At 45.1% G+C, this 17,302-nt stretch carries 13 protein-coding genes; 12 read left to right on the top strand and 1 reads right to left on the bottom strand.

What is annotated here, in order from left to right:
• Window positions 1–1,566: a 2-isopropylmalate synthase gene (gene leuA, locus Xinn_RS11510; RefSeq protein WP_086955534.1), complete on the bottom strand. Its 1,566-nt coding sequence runs from the start codon at window positions 1,564–1,566 to the stop codon at window positions 1–3.
• Between the two features lie 898 nt (window positions 1,567–2,464).
• On the opposite strand from leuA, the gene leuO reads away from it, so the two are divergent.
• The 12 genes from leuO to mraY all read left to right on the top strand — a co-directional run bounded on the left by leuO (window position 2,465) and on the right by mraY (window position 17,302).
• Window positions 2,465–3,409 carry a transcriptional regulator LeuO gene (gene leuO, locus Xinn_RS11505; protein WP_086955535.1) on the top strand — a complete coding sequence of 315 codons (945 nt, stop codon included), beginning with the start codon at window positions 2,465–2,467 and terminating at the stop codon, window positions 3,407–3,409.
• A gap of 324 nt (window positions 3,410–3,733) precedes the next feature.
• A complete protein-coding gene (locus Xinn_RS11500) occupies window positions 3,734–5,536 on the top strand; it encodes an AMP-dependent synthetase/ligase (protein WP_086955537.1) in 1,803 nt (600 codons plus the stop codon).
• A gap of 277 nt (window positions 5,537–5,813) precedes the next feature.
• A complete protein-coding gene (gene ilvI / locus Xinn_RS11495) occupies window positions 5,814–7,541 on the top strand; it encodes an acetolactate synthase 3 large subunit (RefSeq protein ID WP_086955539.1) in 1,728 nt (575 codons plus the stop codon).
• Window positions 7,541–8,035 carry an acetolactate synthase small subunit gene (ilvN, locus tag Xinn_RS11490; RefSeq protein WP_086956589.1) on the top strand — a complete coding sequence of 165 codons (495 nt, stop codon included), beginning with the start codon at window positions 7,541–7,543 and terminating at the stop codon, window positions 8,033–8,035. The genes ilvI and ilvN overlap by 1 nt, the downstream gene beginning before the upstream one ends.
• A gap of 89 nt (window positions 8,036–8,124) precedes the next feature.
• A complete protein-coding gene (gene cra / locus Xinn_RS11485; RefSeq protein WP_086955541.1) occupies window positions 8,125–9,132 on the top strand; it encodes a catabolite repressor/activator in 1,008 nt (335 codons plus the stop codon).
• Window positions 9,133–9,781: 649 nt separating this feature from the next.
• Window positions 9,782–10,240: a division/cell wall cluster transcriptional repressor MraZ gene (gene mraZ, locus Xinn_RS11480; protein WP_086955542.1), complete on the top strand. Its 459-nt coding sequence runs from the start codon at window positions 9,782–9,784 to the stop codon at window positions 10,238–10,240.
• 2 nt (window positions 10,241–10,242) lie between these two features.
• A complete protein-coding gene (rsmH, locus tag Xinn_RS11475) occupies window positions 10,243–11,202 on the top strand; it encodes a 16S rRNA (cytosine(1402)-N(4))-methyltransferase RsmH (protein ID WP_086955544.1) in 960 nt (319 codons plus the stop codon).
• Window positions 11,199–11,519 (top strand): cell division protein FtsL, encoded by a 321-nt coding sequence (gene ftsL / locus Xinn_RS11470; RefSeq protein WP_086955546.1) that lies wholly within the window; start codon window positions 11,199–11,201, stop codon window positions 11,517–11,519. Before rsmH ends, ftsL begins: the two co-directional genes overlap by 4 nt.
• Window positions 11,520–11,547: 28 nt before the next feature.
• Complete coding sequence (locus Xinn_RS11465) at window positions 11,548–13,302, top strand: peptidoglycan glycosyltransferase FtsI (RefSeq protein ID WP_086955547.1); 1,755 nt, start codon at window positions 11,548–11,550, stop codon at window positions 13,300–13,302.
• Window positions 13,303–13,344: 42 nt separating this feature from the next.
• Window positions 13,345–14,847 carry a UDP-N-acetylmuramoyl-L-alanyl-D-glutamate--2,6-diaminopimelate ligase gene (gene murE / locus Xinn_RS11460; RefSeq protein ID WP_086955549.1) on the top strand — a complete coding sequence of 501 codons (1,503 nt, stop codon included), beginning with the start codon at window positions 13,345–13,347 and terminating at the stop codon, window positions 14,845–14,847.
• On the top strand, window positions 14,844–16,226 hold the full coding sequence (gene murF / locus Xinn_RS11455) for a UDP-N-acetylmuramoyl-tripeptide--D-alanyl-D-alanine ligase (protein WP_086955551.1): 1,383 nt from the start codon (window positions 14,844–14,846) through the stop codon (window positions 16,224–16,226). Before murE ends, murF begins: the two co-directional genes overlap by 4 nt.
• Window positions 16,220–17,302, top strand: a complete 1,083-nt coding sequence (gene mraY / locus Xinn_RS11450; RefSeq protein WP_086955553.1) for a phospho-N-acetylmuramoyl-pentapeptide-transferase — start codon at window positions 16,220–16,222, stop codon at window positions 17,300–17,302. The genes murF and mraY overlap by 7 nt, the downstream gene beginning before the upstream one ends.

Raw genomic sequence — 17,302 nt, 5'->3', positions numbered from 1 at the left:
TTATTCAGTTTCCTTTGTTGTGTTCTTTTGTATGCGTTGTTTTTCTTTTTTGACCTGTTCTGCCTGCCAAATACTGTTCAGAGCGTGGATCATGGCTTTAGCTGAAGATTCAATAACATCGGTCTCTAATCCCACACCATGAAAGCGGCGGCCAAAGCACTCTACGATAATATTGACCTGACCAAGCGCATCTTTCCCATGCCCTTTGCCGGATAACTGATAGGAAAGTAATTTTATCGGATAGCCAGTAATACGGTTAATAGCGTGATAGATAGCATCGACTGTTCCGTTTCCGGTTGCCGCCTCTGATTTAATTTCATCGCCGCAGGCCAGACGCACTGTTGCTGTTGAGACAATATTGGTACCGGACTGAATGCTGAAATAATCCAGATGATAGTGTTCGTCTTCCTGCTGTTGCTGGTTCATAAACACCAGAGCTTCCAGATCGTAATCAAAAACCTGACCTTTTTTATCTGCTAATTTCAAAAAGGCTTTATACAGAGCATCCAGATCATAATCCTGTTCCTGATAGCCCATTTCAGTCATGCGATGTTTTACGGCAGAACGACCAGAGCGGGAAGTCAGATTCAGTTGGGTGTCTTTGAGGCCGATGGAGTCTGGTGTCATGATTTCGTAAGTTTCACGATTTTTCAGAATACCATCCTGATGAATGCCGGATGAATGGGCAAAAGCATTGCTGCCTACAACGGCCTTATGAGCCGGGATTGGGGTATTGCAGATTTGGCTGACTAACTGGCTGGTACGGTAAATTTCTTTATGGTTAATGTTAGTGTGAACTCCCAACATTTGCTGGCGGGTTTTGATTGCCATAATGACTTCTTCCAGTGAGCAGTTTCCGGCTCGCTCCCCAAGCCCGTTAATGGTTCCTTCAACCTGTCTGGCTCCTGCCTGAACGGCGGTAATGGAATTCGCTACTGACATACCCAAATCATCATGACAATGGACAGAAATAATAGCTTTATCAATATTAGGTACGCGATTAAAGAGAGTCTGAATAATACCGCCAAATTGGTAGGGGGTTGTATAACCGACGGTGTCAGGAATATTGATTGTTGTCGCGCCTGCTTTTATGGCCTGTTCAATGATGCGGCACAAGTTATCGATATCAGAGCGTCCGGCATCTTCACAGGAGAACTCTATATCATCGGTATACCGGCGTGCCCGTTTGATGGAACGAACTGCCATTTCGACAATATCATCAAAGCCTTTTTTTAATTTATGTTCGACATGCAGGTTGGAAGTAGCCAACACCATATGCAAGCGAAAGGCTTCAGCAACTTTCAGGGCTTCAGCCGAAACGTCAATATCATTATCAACACAGCGGGATAATGCACAGATACGGCTGTTTTTAATTTCGCGGGCGATAGTCTGGACGGATTCAAAATCTCCGGGGGAAGAAACGGGGAAACCGGCTTCAATGATATCAACCCCCAATCTTTCCAGCGCATAAGCGATTTGTAGTTTTTCTTTAACGCTCAGACTGGCCTGCAACGCCTGCTCACCATCCCGCAATGTGGTATCGAAAATAATAACTTGCTGACTCATAGTGGTACTCCCGTCAATTGGCTGTGATGTTCATGTTTTAGTTTTTTAGGGCGCCGGGCAGGTATAAAAAAACCCGCGTCAGGCGCGGGTTTTTATCTCTGGTAAAGATTAACTCTTAATTCAATCTACCAGCATACCGCGCACATTAAAGGCGATTAGTAGTAGGCTTAGTAGACGAGTATTGTGAATCATGTAAGTCAACCTTTGTGAATCTGTTAATTGAGTATTACCGTTTCGATATAATTATTGATACGTCATCTGAAAAACATTGTCAAGCAGGATAGATTTAGGCCGGGAATGAATAATGTCCACTAATAGGTTTTTTTTTAACCTCTCCGTAGCCGGAGTGACTATTTTTTACATTTTTAGCGATGTTTTTATCTATTTTTCATAGCTATATATGAAGTAAAATCCGGCTCCAATAGATAATAAATATAATATTTGTCATGTTACACAGATGTTTATTAAAGAGACAGGGATAGAATGAATACTCACTATGGTGTTCTTGGCTTAATAATCAAGAATTATATCAATTATAAATATATTAATAAAAGCAATTTATTCATTGTGTGAATAAATTGTACTGTTATGTATTGGCAGATCACCAATCATAGTTAATATGACAATTTAATCCTGCTGAGAAATTTATATAAATAAATTCATAAGGATAATTCTAAGTCATAATTGTGAATTAATAATTTATTTTTTATGATTTTTAGTAAGATATAATTGTTTTTATACAAGGAAGAGTCTCAATTTAATTCTAATTAATTGGGGTAAATGATCTTATTATTTGAAATGGCTCTTTAAAATGTTGAGATTTGCATGGTAAGGCAGCGGATATTCATTTCTTAATAATAAGATCGCTGCAATAAATTTAGTGGAGTGAAATTAAATAATGGCTGGATGCAACCTGGTAAATACAGGAAAAAAAGAACCATGTGAAGTTCAATTGCGTAGTGTGGATCTCAATTTACTTACTGTTTTTGATGCTGTGATGCAAATGCAGAATATTACACGAGCAGCTCAGGCATTAGGTATGTCACAGCCAGCAGTGAGTAACGCAGTGTCCCGCTTAAAAACGATGTTTGATGATGAATTATTTGTGCGGCATGGGCGTGGTATTCAGCCAACGGCGAGGGCAAAACAGCTTTTCGGGCCTCTCAGGCAGGCACTTCAGATTGTACATAATGAGTTACCCGGTGCGGGGTTTGATCCCGATAATAGTGTAAGAACATTTAACCTTTCTATTTGTAGTCCACTTGATATCCGTTTAGCAGCTCAAATTGTTGGTGAAATAAAAAGACATTCTCCCAATATAGATGTAGTGATAAAAACACAAATAAACGACAATATTGAGAAGAAATTAAAATATCAAGAAATCGAATTTGTTATCAGTTATACCCAATTTGAACATCCTGATTTTCATCATTTTCCATTATTTGATGATGAATTGGTTCTGGCCGTTTCTCGAAGCCATCCCAGAATTGATGATTGCATCAGTCAGCAGCAATTGCTGGATGAGAGACATGCAATTGTAGCATTAGATAATTCAGACTCATTCAGCAAACCTTACTATGAAAACAACGAATTAATGGATTCTGTCTCATATCAGGGAACTGATTTAAATAGCGTTCTTAACATTGTATCTCAGACTTACCTGATTGCTATCGCACCTAAATGGATGGTTGAGCACTATTCCGGCCAGTTAAATATCCGGGCCGTATCATTACCCAATAACAGTGTTTCCCGCCCGTGCTATTTAATATGGCATGCTTCTATGAACAGAGATAAAGGACATCAGTGGATGAAATCATTACTGAGTTGCCTTGGTGAACGGTAATAAAACGGCGCATCTTCCTGTTGTTATTTTTTAACCTGTTGTTATTTTTAAAATTGCATTCCTAATCTATTTCGAATTGCATTGTGGCGGCCAGCCTCCGGTGAGAGGCTGAAGCCCCGCATTGATCTCCCTGAGCGCAGTTATCACAAAAAATAGTTAATTATTAAATCTCCTTCTTTTGTCTGAGGACCACCTTAAAAATACGCTTCCCCCTTTCATCAGGAATGGGTAGACTGCGCGGAAATAGCTAACACATGTAAGCTGAAAATTAGGCAGTTTTCTTGCTGAATGTGATGAACCAAAGATTTAGAACAGGAATATATTGTGGTAACAAATTCTCTGCACTCCTATCACTTGATCAAACGATTACAACAGCAAGTCAGCAAATATCCTGAAAAGATTGTATTTCGCCAATGGTCACCATCAGAGCAGCTTGAAATGAGCTGGCAGGATATTGATAGCCAAACGAAATCTATTGCCAGAGCTCTGTTGTCACTTGAGGTGGGAGTTCAGGAAAAAGTCGGTATTTTTGCAGATAACTCAATGGCATGGTCATTATCGGATCTGGCTATTTTGCAGTTACGAGCTGTCACAGTACCGCTTTATGCAACAAGCAGTTGTGATCAGGCTGCATTTATTCTCAATGATGCAGGAGTGCGGGTCTTATTTGTGGGCGGACAGGAGCAGTACGATATCGCGTTGACACTACTGACGCTTTGCCCACAGCTCAATCATCTGGTTGTTCTTGATGAATCTGTCGATTTGAAAGGGTGTGAACAGGCACTGTATTTATCGGCATTTATTGCGGCTGACAGAACACAGTATCAGGCTGAACTTGACAGCCGTATTGCCGGGCTGGATTTGAATGATCTTTTTACGTTAATTTATACCTCCGGTACAACAGGCGAGCCAAAAGGTGTCATGCTGGATTACCAGAATATCGCTGCTCAGCTTTATCTGCACGATCAGAGATTGACGCTCACTCAACAGGATGTATCTCTCAGTTTTCTGCCGTTATCCCATATTTTTGAACGTGCATGGAGTTATTACGTCATGCATACAGGTGCCTTGAATGTCTATCTGACTGACACAAATTTTGTGCGGGAAGCGATGATTGATGTGCGTCCGACAGTGATGTGTTCTGTTCCTCGTTTGTATGAAAAAATACATAGTGCAGTTCTTGATAAAGTTTCCCGTGCTCCGTTCTGGCGCAGAATGATTTTCAATTGGGCAATCAAACAGGGCGAACGCCGCTGGTTACGTCAGCTAAACGGTGAAAAGGGCAGTCCTTTCTCTTTATGTAACGCAAAATTGGCTGATCGTCTGGTATTGAATAAACTCCGTCAACTGTTGGGCGGTCGGGTTCGTTTTCTGCCGGTTGCCGGAGCGCGCCTTGAGGATTCCATTACGCGCTTCTTCCTGTCTATTGGTCTTAATATCAAATACGGTTATGGGATGACGGAAACCTGTGCCACGGTTTCCTGCTGGGAAGAGAAAAATTATTTGCTGGGTTCAATAGGTACACCATTGCCCGGAGTGGATGTTCGTATCAGTACGGCAGGTGAAATTCAGGTACGAGGCCCGATCGTCATGAAAGGCTATTTCAATCGTCCGGAAGAAACCGTGCATGCTTTTACCGAAGATGGCTGGCTGCGTACAGGCGATGCCGGAGGGCTGGATGAGAAAGGTAATCTGTTCATTACAGAACGCCTGAAAGATTTAATGAAAACATCAACGGGGAAATATATTGCTCCACAGTTAATTGAAGGAACATTGGGTCAGGATCGTTTTATCGAGCATATTGCTGTGATTGCTGATGCCCGTCAGTTTGTTTCTGCGTTAATTGTTCCAAGCTATGAAGCGCTGGAGGATTACGCAAAATCGATTAATCTTCACTACCAGAGTCGGTTGGAATTACTCCGTAATCATCAGGTTGTCGGATTATTTGAGCAACGCCTGAAAGAATTACAAAAAAATATCGCCAAATTCCATCAGGTAAAACGCTTTACTCTGTTGCCAGAAGCCTTTTCTATGGAAAAAGGTGAATTGACCCCGACGCTGAAATTACGGCGTAAGATTATCTCTCAGCATTATCAGAATGAAATTGAATCCATGTACCGGGATTGAATCAGCTCTGGATAATAATGTCCCTATTTTGGCTTAACTGTTTGCAAAAAAAGCACTTTTATTAAGAAAATGTTTTCAATCTGTGAATTGTTGTTTGATAACCTTGGTGTCTGACGTTATGTTAATGGCTTAGTGTATTAATGAAATGCGTGTCATCACGCATGCTAATCTAATATTCACTGAGCATAAATAAGAATGGGATAAGTAAGGTTGTTTTTCATGATGGCCTTATGAAGTCCTGACATTAACTTGCAAACAGAGCTTGGAGGCAAACTCAATGGAGATGTTGTCAGGAGCCGAAATGGTCGTCAGATCGTTAATTGATCAGGGCGTTGAGCATGTATTCGGTTATCCGGGAGGGGCAGTCCTGGATATTTATGATGCCTTGCATACGATTGGCGGAATAGAGCATATTTTGGTTCGTCACGAACAGGGCGCTGTCCATATGGCTGATGGGTATACGCGTTCAACAGGGAAAACGGGGGTTGTTCTGGTCACTTCAGGGCCAGGAGCAACCAACGCGATAACCGGAATTGCAACGGCGTATATGGATTCAATCCCGATGGTGGTGTTGTCTGGTCAGGTGGCCAGTTCTCTGATCGGTAATGATGCTTTTCAGGAATGTGATATGGTGGGGATCTCCCGCCCTATCGTAAAACATAGCTTTCTGGTGAAAAAAGCGGAAGATATTCCAAATATCATCAAGAAAGCTTTTTATTTGGCTGCAAGTGGCCGTCCCGGCCCGGTTGTTATCGACTTCCCTAAAGATACCGTTAATCCGGCACTGAAATTTCCCTATATTTATCCAGAAAAAATTAAGATGCGTTCCTATAACCCTACGATTCAGGGGCATAAGGGGCAAATTAAGCGAGCACTTAAAGCGTTACAGGAAGCGAAAAAACCGGTGCTTTATGTGGGGGGAGGTGCAATTAATTCAGACTGCTCAGCGGAACTGTTGAAACTGGCGGAATCTCTTCGTCTTCCCGTTACCAGTTCGTTGATGGGACTGGGCGCTTTTCCTGCTACTCACCAGCAGAATCTGGGAATGCTGGGAATGCATGGTACGTTTGAAGCCAATAAAGCGATGCACAATGCAGATATTATTCTTGCCGTAGGGGTGCGTTTTGATGATCGCACAACCAATAATCTGGCAAAATATTGCCCGAATGCAACGGTCTTACACATTGATATTGATCCGACGTCCATTTCTAAAACGGTGACTGCGGATATTCCGATTGTTGGCGATGCAAAACAGGTGCTTGGTCAGATGGTGGAACTGCTGGATGCCACGGAAAGTATTCAGGACCCCGATGCAATAAAAGACTGGTGGCTATCTGTTGAACAGTGGCGCAATCGCAAATGTCTTGATTACGATCGTTCCAGTCCGAAAATAAAACCACAGGCGGTGATTGAAGCACTGTACCGACTGACCAAAGGGGATGCATATATTGCATCCGATGTCGGGCAACATCAGATGTTTGCTGCACTGCATTATCCATTTGATAAGCCAAGACGCTGGATTAACTCTGGTGGTCTGGGAACGATGGGCTTTGGTCTTCCCGCTGCGCTTGGCGTCAAGCTGGCAAATCCGGCTGCGACAGTTATATGTGTGACGGGGGATGGCAGTATCCAGATGAATATTCAGGAGCTATCTACTGCTTTGCAGTATGGCTTACCGGTTTTGGTGCTGAACTTAAACAACCGCTTTTTGGGAATGGTGAAACAGATACAGGATATCATTTACGCGGGTCGCCACTCTCAGTCCTATATGGAATCACTGCCCGATTTTGTCAGACTGGCAGAGGCTTACGGTCACATTGGCGTATCCATCCAGAGTTATGATGAATTGGAAAGCAAGCTGGCTCAGGCTTTGCGTGAAGTGGAAGAAAACCAGCGTCTGGTTTTTGTTGATGTTACCGTTGATGAAACAGAACACGTTTATCCAATGCAGATCCGTGGAGGAGCAATGGATGAAATGTGGTTAAGCAAAACAGAGAGGACCTGATCATGCGCCGGATTTTGTCTGTATTACTTGAAAACGAATCGGGAGCGTTGTCTCGCGTGGTAGGGCTGTTTTCACAACGGGGTTATAATATTGAAAGTCTGACAGTGGCACCGACAGAAGACCCGACATTATCACGCATGACCATCCAAACTAAAGGTGATGCGAAGGTACTGGAGCAGATAGAAAAACAGCTACATAAGCTGGTGGATGTTCTGCGGGTCAATGAATTAACTGCCGGTGCTCACGTTGAACGCGAAATCATGTTGGTAAAGTTACAGGCCAGCGGATACGGGCGTGAAGAAATTAAACGCAGCACAGATATTTTTCGCGGGCAGATCGTGGATGTTACTTCGTCACTGTACACTGTTCAGTTGGTGGGAACGAGCGAGAAGCTGGATGCCTTTCTTGATGCGGTGCGGGAAGTTGCAGAGATCGTGGAGGTTGCGCGATCGGGCATTGTGGGTGTTGCTCGCGGAGAGAAAATTATGCGATGAAAATTCGCGATCTGCGGGTTAATATACAGATATTTACCGGGCCCTACTGTAACGTGGGGCTTTTTCTATCATATTACTGAGGGGTTAATGTGAAACTGGATGAGATCGCCCGCTTAGCAGGTGTTTCACGTACTACGGCCAGTTATGTTATCAATGGTAAAGCTAAGCAGTATCGGGTCAGCGATAAAACAGTAGAGAAAGTGATGGCGGTGGTGAGAGAACATAATTACCACCCGAATGCTGTTGCTGCCGGTCTGCGGGCAGGGCGTACCCGTTCTATTGGTTTAGTGATACCGGATTTAGAAAATACAAGCTATACCCGTATTGCCAACTATCTTGAACGTCAGGCGCGGCAGCGTGGGTATCAACTTTTGATAGCCTGCTCTGAAGATCAGCCAGATAACGAAATGCGTTGCGTTGAGCATCTTTTGCAGCGTCAAGTTGACGCAATTATTGTTTCCACCGCGCTTCCTCCTGAGCATCCATTCTACCAGCGCTGGGCGAACCGTTCCCTGCCTATTATCGCGCTTGATCGCGCCTTGGACAGTGAACATTTTGTCAGCGTTGTCGGGGACGATCGTGAAGATGCGAAAATGCTGGCACAGGAATTACGTCAGTTCCCTTCAGAATCTGTGCTTTATTTGGGTGCATTGCCTGAATTATCAGTCAGCTTTTTACGTGAGCAGGGTTTCCGTGAAGCGTGGGAAAATGATCCGCGTCAAGTGAATTATCTCTATGCGAACAGCTATGAACGTGAAGCTGCTGCTGAGGTTTTTGCTTCATGGCTGGAAAAGAACCCTCTGCCTCAGGTACTCTACACGACTTCATTTGCTCTGCTTCAGGGCGTGATGGATACCATCCTGAAACGCAGCGGGCGTTTACCTGAACAGTTAGTCATTGCAACATTTGGTGATCATGAGTTGCTTGATTTCCTTGAGTGCCCGGTATTATCGGTGGCACAGCGCCATCGTGATGTGGCTGAACAGGCTTTGTCACTGGTATTGGCCAGTCTGGATGAAAAACAGAGGCCTGAACCGGGGATTACGCGTATGCGTCGCCATTTATGTCGTCGGGGAAGCCTGAGCCGGAAAGCCTGATTTGTGTACCCTCATTTAACATGAGGGTGCAATATAGTGTATCTAAAATCATTTAAATAGGTTCGTTGATTTAATTTTGAGATTATTCTGACTAAAATTTTTCTGAACGAAAATCTCTGCCTGAAAAATTGCAAATAGACTATTGTAGGTAAAAAAATAGATTTCCTTTCTTCAATGTGCCGATTATAAATAAAAGTTATTTCTTTCATGAAAGGTGACTATTTATTTATTTTATATTCAAATGATTACGGTTTTTTTGTTCTACTTTATTTCAGTTTATTATTACTTTTTATACTATTTTAATCTGAATATATTTTGATTATTGATAGATTACAGTTGGTTAACAATTGCGCAATAATGAGATGTTGATTGCATAAATTAATTTAAGTGATAATTATTTGTCCTAAAAAATCTTTTTCAGATTGGCCTTGGTGCTAATAGTTAATTAATGATATTTATCAATAATTTATGAAACAATAATATTGCATAATCTAAAAAATCCTCCTTTTTCTCTCTTAAATCTTTCTGTAAATCTAGCTAAAGCACACTGGCTCTGGCTTGACAAGGTTTTCATACCATCCGTAAACTCTTAATTGTGGTGATTTGTGGGATAATGTGGAGATTTCGGCCATCAAGGGGTAACCTGAGTATGTTTCGTGGAGCAACACTGGTTAATCTCGATACTAAAGGGCGACTTACAGTACCTGCCCGATATAGGGAAACGCTGAATACGGAATCAAAAGGTCAAATGGTTTGTACAATTGATCTTCATCAGCCGTGTCTGTTGCTTTATACATTACCCGAATGGGAAATCATCGAAGAAAAATTATCTCGCTTATCCAGCATGAACCCAGCCGAACGTCGTGTTCAACGCTTGTTATTAGGACACGCCAGTGAATGCCAAATGGACAGTGCAGGACGTCTTTTGTTAGCCCATACATTGCGTCAGCATGCAGGGCTAACAAAAGAGGTCATGCTGGTTGGGCAATTTAATAAATTTGAATTGTGGGATGAGCAGGTCTGGTATCAGCAAGTACAAAGTGACATCGCTGCTGAACAATCTACACAAGAACCTTTATCAGCAAGGCTACAGGATTTATCACTATAAACATGGCAAATAGTCATTTTAAACATACCAGTGTATTACTGGATGAAGCGGTCAATGGACTGAATATCCGAGAAGATGGAATTTATATTGATGGAACATTCGGGCGAGGGGGGCACTCTCGCCTGATTTTATCAAAATTAGGGCCGAATGGTCGTTTGATGGCAATTGATCGCGACCCTCAGGCCATTGAAGCATCAAAAGCGATTACAGATCCGCGTTTTTCTATTACACATGGGCCATTTTCAGATCTGGCTGCCTATGTAGAAGAAGCTGGTCTGGCTGGAAAGATTGATGGTGTGCTGTTGGATTTAGGGGTCTCTTCACCGCAACTGGATGATCCTGAACGTGGTTTCTCATTTATGCGTGACGGGCCGCTGGATATGCGGATGGATACAACCCGGGGGCAATCAGCCGCAGAATGGCTGATGAAGGCTGAAGCTGATGATATCGCGTGGGTACTGAAAACGTTTGGTGAAGAACGTTTTGCCAAACGTATTGCAAGAGCCATTGTTGCCCGCAATCAGGAAGAACCGATCACGCGAACCAGAGAGCTGGCTGAGTTGATTGCTAAGGCAAGTCCAATCAAGGAGAAACATAAGCATCCTGCGACACGCAGTTTTCAGGCTATCAGAATCTACATTAACAGTGAACTGGAAGAAATAGAACGTGCATTGGACGGTGCATTGCAAGTTTTAGCACCACAAGGGCGATTATCAGTCATCAGTTTCCACTCGTTGGAAGATCGCATAGTGAAACGCTTTATCCAGCAACATAGTCAGGGGCCTAAGGTACCGGCAGGTTTGCCGCTTACTGAAGCACAATTGAGGGCATTGGGAGGGCGTAGTCTGAAAGCAGTTGGCAGACTGAAACCCTCAGAGGATGAAGTGGCAACCAATCCGAGAGCAAGAAGTTCGGTATTGCGATTTGCTGAAAAAGCAGGTGATGAGAAGGCAGGTAAATAGTGGCAGGTGAACGTCATGGATTAGTGGGAGTCATTGGCAGGGATCTGATCCGTAATGCCAAAATCCCATGTATTTTACTGGTGGCTGTTGTGGTTTCTGCCATCAGTGTAGTGACGGTCACCCATCAGACCCGCTTATTGACTGCGGAGAAAGAACGTCAGGCAATTCAGATTGATGCTCAGGATATTGAATGGCGTAACTTGCTCCTTGAAGAAAATGCATTGGGTGACCACAGTCGGATCGAATCCATAGCGACTGAAAAATTTCATATGCAACATGTCGATCCGGCACAAGAAAATATTGTGATCACTCAATAAAGTCCAGTTGACAACTAAAAGGTAGGCGATGAAAGCTGCACGCTCTTTAAAGTTGAAAAAACAAGAAGATAAAGCCAGTTTTGTCAGATGGCGTTTTGTCTTGCTCTGTGGGGGCATTTCGCTTGCTTTAATCGGGCTTTTGATTCGAGTGGCTTATTTGCAGATTATCAACCCTGACCGTTTGGTGAAAGAGGGTGATTCCCGCTCTCTGCGTGTTCAGTCCATTCCTACTTCTCGTGGCATGATTAACGACCGTAACGGGCGTCCGCTGGCAGTCAGTGTGCCGGTAGATGCTGTCTGGGCGGACCCGAAAGAGGTTCTGGAAAAAGGGGGGATCACGGGGGATACCCGCTGGCAGGCGCTGGCTGATGCTCTTTCTATCCCTCTGGATCAATTAACCAGTAAAATCAATGAGTATCCTAAAGGTCGCTTTGTCTATCTTGCCCGTCAGGTTAACACTTCTATCGGCGATTATGTCGGAAAACTAAAACTCCCGGGTATCTATCTTCGTCAGGAATCCCGCCGTTATTATCCGGCAGGGCAGGTAACAGCACACATTATTGGCGTGACCAACATTGACGGCAATGGTATTGAAGGAGTCGAAAAGAGTTTCGATAGCTGGCTGACGGGGAAACCGGGCAGCCGGACTGTTCGTAAGGATCGCAACGGACGGGTTATCGAGGATATTTCATCCGTAGACAGCAGAGCTGCCCATGATTTGGCACTCAGTATTGATGAGCGTCTTCAGACATTGGTCTACCGCGAATTAACGAAAGCAGTCGTGCTGAATAAAGCAGAATCCGGTACAGCGGTATTAGTAGATGTTAATACCGGCGAAGTACTGGCAATGGCAAACAGCCCGTCCTATAACCCGAATAATCTGGCGGGAACACCCAAAGATGCAATGCGTAACCGGGCTATTACTGACATGTTTGAACCCGGCTCGACGATTAAACCTCTGGTTGTGATGAGTGCGCTGTATAGTGGGATTGTCAAAGAAAATACCGTATTGGATACCAGACCCTATCGGTTGATGTATGGTTCGAGAGGCCATGAAATTAAAGACGTTGCCCCTCGCTCTGAATTAACCATCACGGGGATCTTACAGAAGTCGAGTAACGTTGGTGTTTCTAAACTGGCGTTAGCGATGCCTGCCTCAGAGCTGGTAGATGTTTATTATCGCTTTGGGATGGGAAAACCGACCGATTTGGGGTTGGTCGGAGAAAAGAGTGGCGTATTTCCAAAAAATAGACAAAGGTGGTCAGATCTTGAGAGGGCCACCTTCTCTTTCGGCTACGGGCTGATGGTAACACCGTTACAGTTAGCGCGAGTCTATGCAACGATAGGCAGTATGGGTGTTTATCGTCCACTGTCAATTACCAAAGTCGACCCACCCGTTCCGGGCACCCGGGTATTTCCTGAGCATATTATGCGCACAGTGGTACACATGATGGAAAGTGTGGCACTGCCCGGTGGCGGTGGCGTACGTGCGGCAATAAAAGGCTATCGTATTGCGATTAAGACCGGTACGGCTAAGAAAGTCGGGCCGGACGGTAAATATGTAAATAAATATATTTCCTATACCGCTGGTGTTGCACCGGCGAGTAACCCGCGTTTTGCACTGGTTGTGATTATCGATGATCCACAGGCAGGAAAATATTATGGCGGAGCAGTTTCAGCGCCTATCTTCGGCGCCATCATGAGTGGTGTCCTCCGTACGATGAACGTTGAGCCGGATGCTTTGCCTGTGGACGATAAAAAAGAGTTTGTAGTTGATAACTAGTTAATAACTAATCTGTGATGAATAAATAAAAAGAGGATAAAAGTGGAAGATCGTAATTTACGCGATTTATTGGCTCTTTGGAGAATTAATGCTCCTGAGCTTCCGCTGCGAGAAATGACATTGGACAGCCGCAAAGCGGCTGCCGGAGATCTGTTTGTTGCGGTTAAAGGGCATCAGACAGATGGTCGAAAATACATTCCTCAAGCCATCGCTCAGGGGGTCGCTGCGGTGATCGCTGAAGCGGAGGGAAAAGCGGATAACGGCACCATTCAGGAAATGCACGGTGTTCCGGTTATCTATTTTGATGATTTAAATAATAAACTGTCGAAATTGGCAGGTGAATTTTATCAGCACCCGGGTAACAAATTAAAGCTGGTTGGTATCACAGGAACCAACGGTAAAACAACAACAACACAATTGCTGGCACAGTGGAGTCAGGGGCTGGGAGAAACCAGCGCCGTCATGGGCACAGTAGGAAATGGTCTGCTGGGCATGACTGTTCCGACCGAAAACACCACCGGCTCAGCCGTTGATATCCAGCTTGATTTACAGCAACTCGTTAACCAGAAAGCGACGTTTGCGGCAATGGAGGTTTCATCACATGGCCTGATACAAAGCCGTGTGGCATCCCTGCCCTATCAGGCGGCTGTTTTTACTAATTTAAGCCGTGATCACCTTGATTACCATGGTGATATGGAAAATTACGAAGAAGCTAAATGGTTACTGTTCAGCACTCATAACGTTAAACAAAAAATTATTAATGCTGATGATGACATCGGCCTGAAATGGCTTTCTCGTTTATCTGGTTCCGCTTTATCTGAAACTGTAGCTGTGACGATGGAAAACCGTCTGCCGGAGAACTGGCAGGGGCGGTGGTTATCTGCGGAGGAAATCCGCTATCACGATAAAGGTGCTTCGATTACCTTCAAATCCAGCTGGGGAAGCGGGACTATAGAAAGCCCTCTGATGGGGGCTTTTAATGTCAGCAACCTGTTATTAGCTCTTGCAACGCTATTATCACTGGGTTATCCGTTGGAAAAATTGTTGGCAACTGCATCTTGTCTGATCCCGGTCTGTGGGCGGATGGAAGTATTTTCCGCCTCAGGCCGTCCTACCGTCGTTGTGGACTATGCTCACACGCCGGATGCACTGGAAAAAGCGCTGGCAGCAGCAAGGCTGCACTGTAAAGGGCAACTCTGGTGTGTGTTCGGTTGTGGCGGCGATCGCGATAAAGGCAAACGCCCGTTAATGGGAGGCGTTGCTGAACAAGAGGCAGATCGGGTAGTTGTTACTGACGACAATCCACGCAGTGAAGAGCCTCAGTCCATTGTTGCGGATATCCTGACAGGCTTCATTGATCCGGGTCGAGCGATGGTTATTCATGGGCGTGTTGAAGCGGTTACCAGTGCGATTATGCAGGCGACAGAAGAAGATGTTGTGCTGGTGGCAGGTAAAGGTCATGAAGATTATCAGTTGGTGGGGAACCGCCGTCTGGATTATTCAGATCGTCTGACGGTTGCGCGCTTGTTGGGGGTGACAGCATGATCCCATTAACACTACAACAACTGGCACGTGTAACCGAAGGGAAGTTACATCACGTTTCCGACCCGCAGGCCACTGTTACTCAGATTCAGTCAGTAACAACCGACAGCCGCAAAATAGCATCTGGTGATCTGTTCATTGCCTTAAAAGGGGAAAATTTTGACGCTCATGACTTCGCAACTGATGTTGTGAAGCAGGGAGCTGGCGCGTTGTTGGTCAGCCGTCCTCTTGAGGTTGATTGCCCTCAGGTAATTGTGAAGGACACTCGTCTGGCAATGGGCAAACTGGCGGGCTGGGTGCGGGCGCAGAGCCAGGCACGGGTTGTTGCATTAACGGGGTCTTCCGGCAAAACCTCCGTGAAAGAGATGACCGCCGCAATTTTACGTCAATGTGGTAATACGCTTTATACCGCAGGCAACTTCAATAACGATATCGGTGTGCCGTTAACCCTGTTCCGGCTTACATCAGAGCACCAGTTTGCCGTTATTGAACTGGGGGCTAACCATATTGGTGAAATTGCGTATACAACTGAAATAGTGCGCCCTGAAAGTGCGCTGGTTAACAACCTGTTTTCAGCCCATCTGGAAGGGTTTGGTTCATTGGCCGGAGTCGCTAAAGCAAAAGGTGAAATTTTTGCAGGGCTTTCGTCCACAGGGACTGCAATTATCAATCTGGACAGCAATGACTGGCCTAACTGGCAGCAGAATATCGGTAGCCAGCAGACGGTATGGCGTTTTTCCATCACACCTGCGGCAGACGCAGATTTTTATGTGACAGAGATTCAGGAACAGCCGCTGGAAACGCATTTCTGCCTGCATACACCCATCGGAAGTTGCGAAATCACATTACCATTGCCCGGAAAACACAATATAGCCAATGTATTGGCTGCCAGTGCGCTGGCGATTACCGTCGGAGCATCCCTTGATGATATCCGTGTGGGTTTATTAGGGCTGAAAGCCGTACCGGGACGCTTATTCCCAGTTCCTCTGGCTGCCGGAAAAGTCGTGCTGGATGATACTTATAACGCCAATCCCGGCTCTATGATCGCCGCAGCACAAGTATTAACCCGGATGCCCGGTTATCGCGTGATGGTGGTCAGCGATATGGGCGAATTGGGTGAGCAGGCGGTTGCGTGCCACCGTCAGGTGGGTGAAGCAATAGCATCGACCGAGATTGAACAAATTCTTAGCGTCGGGCCTTTAAGTGCCCATATTAGTGATGCAAGTGGTCGGGGGCAGCATTTCTCCAGCAAGGCAGAATTAGTTGCAGCATTGCTGCCTTTATTGAAACACCACGAAACAATTTCTGTATTAATTAAAGGTTCACGTAGCACCGAAATGGAAGAGGTAGTGGACTCACTGAAGGAGAACTTCCAATGTTAGTTTGGCTGGCCGAGTATCTGGTTAAATATCATACGGGCTTTAACGTCTTTTCCTATTTGACGTTCAGAGCAATAGTCGGTTTGCTGACTGCGTTGTTTATTGCGTTATGGATGGGGCCAACTCTGATTGCTTACCTGCAAAAGTTACAGATTGGTCAGGTTGTGCGTAATGATGGGCCGGAATCTCATTTCAGTAAACGCGGAACGCCGACGATGGGCGGGTTGCTGATCCTGTTTTCTATTACCATTTCTGTCCTGTTATGGGCGCGTCTGGATAACCCTTACGTCTGGTGCGTACTGGCTGTACTGTTGGGCTATGGCATCGTCGGGTTTGTTGATGACTACCGTAAGGTTGTCCGTAAAGACACCAAAGGGTTGATTGCCCGCTGGAAATATTTCTGGCAGTCCGTACTGGCGCTTGGTGTAGCGTTTTCGATGTACAGCATTGGTAAAGATACATCGGCGACACAATTGGTTGTGCCGTTTTTTAAAGACGTCATGCCGCAGCTTGGTCTGCTGTATATCCTGCTGACTTATTTCGTGATTGTCGGAACCAGTAATGCTGTGAATCTGACGGATGGGCTGGATGGTCTGGCAATTATGCCGACAGTGTTAGTGGCTGCCGGTTTTGCATTGGTGGCTTGGGCGACTGGTAACGTCAATTTTGCCAATTATCTGCATATTCCTTATTTGAACCATGCCGGTGAGCTAGTGATTGTCTGTACTGCAATTGTCGGGGCAGGGCTGGGTTTCCTGTGGTTCAACACTTATCCGGCACAGGTTTTCATGGGGGATGTAGGTTCACTGGCTCTGGGCGGAGCACTGGGAACGATAGCGGTATTACTGCGTCAGGAGTTTCTGCTGGTCATTATGGGTGGCGTCTTTGTTGTGGAAACACTGTCCGTTATTTTGCAGGTTGGCTCGTTCAAGTTACGGGGGCAGCGTATTTTCCGCATGGCTCCTATCCATCATCACTATGAACTGAAAGGCTGGCCAGAGCCACGCGTCATTGTACGCTTCTGGATTATTTCCCTGATGCTGGTACTTATTGGTCTGGCAACACTGAAGGTACGTTAA

Origin of the sequence: Xenorhabdus innexi, assembly GCF_002632485.1 — a bacterium.
Classification (GTDB): Bacteria; Pseudomonadota; Gammaproteobacteria; order Enterobacterales; family Enterobacteriaceae; genus Xenorhabdus; species Xenorhabdus innexi.
Note: the sequence above shows the minus strand (reverse complement) of the source record. Positions and strands in the feature narration are given on the sequence as shown.

Coding starts and splice junctions, on each gene's coding strand:
- leuA (WP_086955534.1), bottom strand. CDS start 1,566: ATGAGTCAGCAAGTTATTATTTTCGATACCACATTGCGGGATGGTGAG.
- rsmH (WP_086955544.1), top strand. CDS start 10,243: ATGGCAAATAGTCATTTTAAACATACCAGTGTATTACTGGATGAAGCG.
- mraY (WP_086955553.1), top strand. CDS start 16,220: ATGTTAGTTTGGCTGGCCGAGTATCTGGTTAAATATCATACGGGCTTT.
- ilvI (WP_086955539.1), top strand. CDS start 5,814: ATGGAGATGTTGTCAGGAGCCGAAATGGTCGTCAGATCGTTAATTGAT.
- mraZ (WP_086955542.1), top strand. CDS start 9,782: ATGTTTCGTGGAGCAACACTGGTTAATCTCGATACTAAAGGGCGACTT.
- leuO (WP_086955535.1), top strand. CDS start 2,465: ATGGCTGGATGCAACCTGGTAAATACAGGAAAAAAAGAACCATGTGAA.
- murF (WP_086955551.1), top strand. CDS start 14,844: ATGATCCCATTAACACTACAACAACTGGCACGTGTAACCGAAGGGAAG.
- Xinn_RS11465 (WP_086955547.1), top strand. CDS start 11,548: ATGAAAGCTGCACGCTCTTTAAAGTTGAAAAAACAAGAAGATAAAGCC.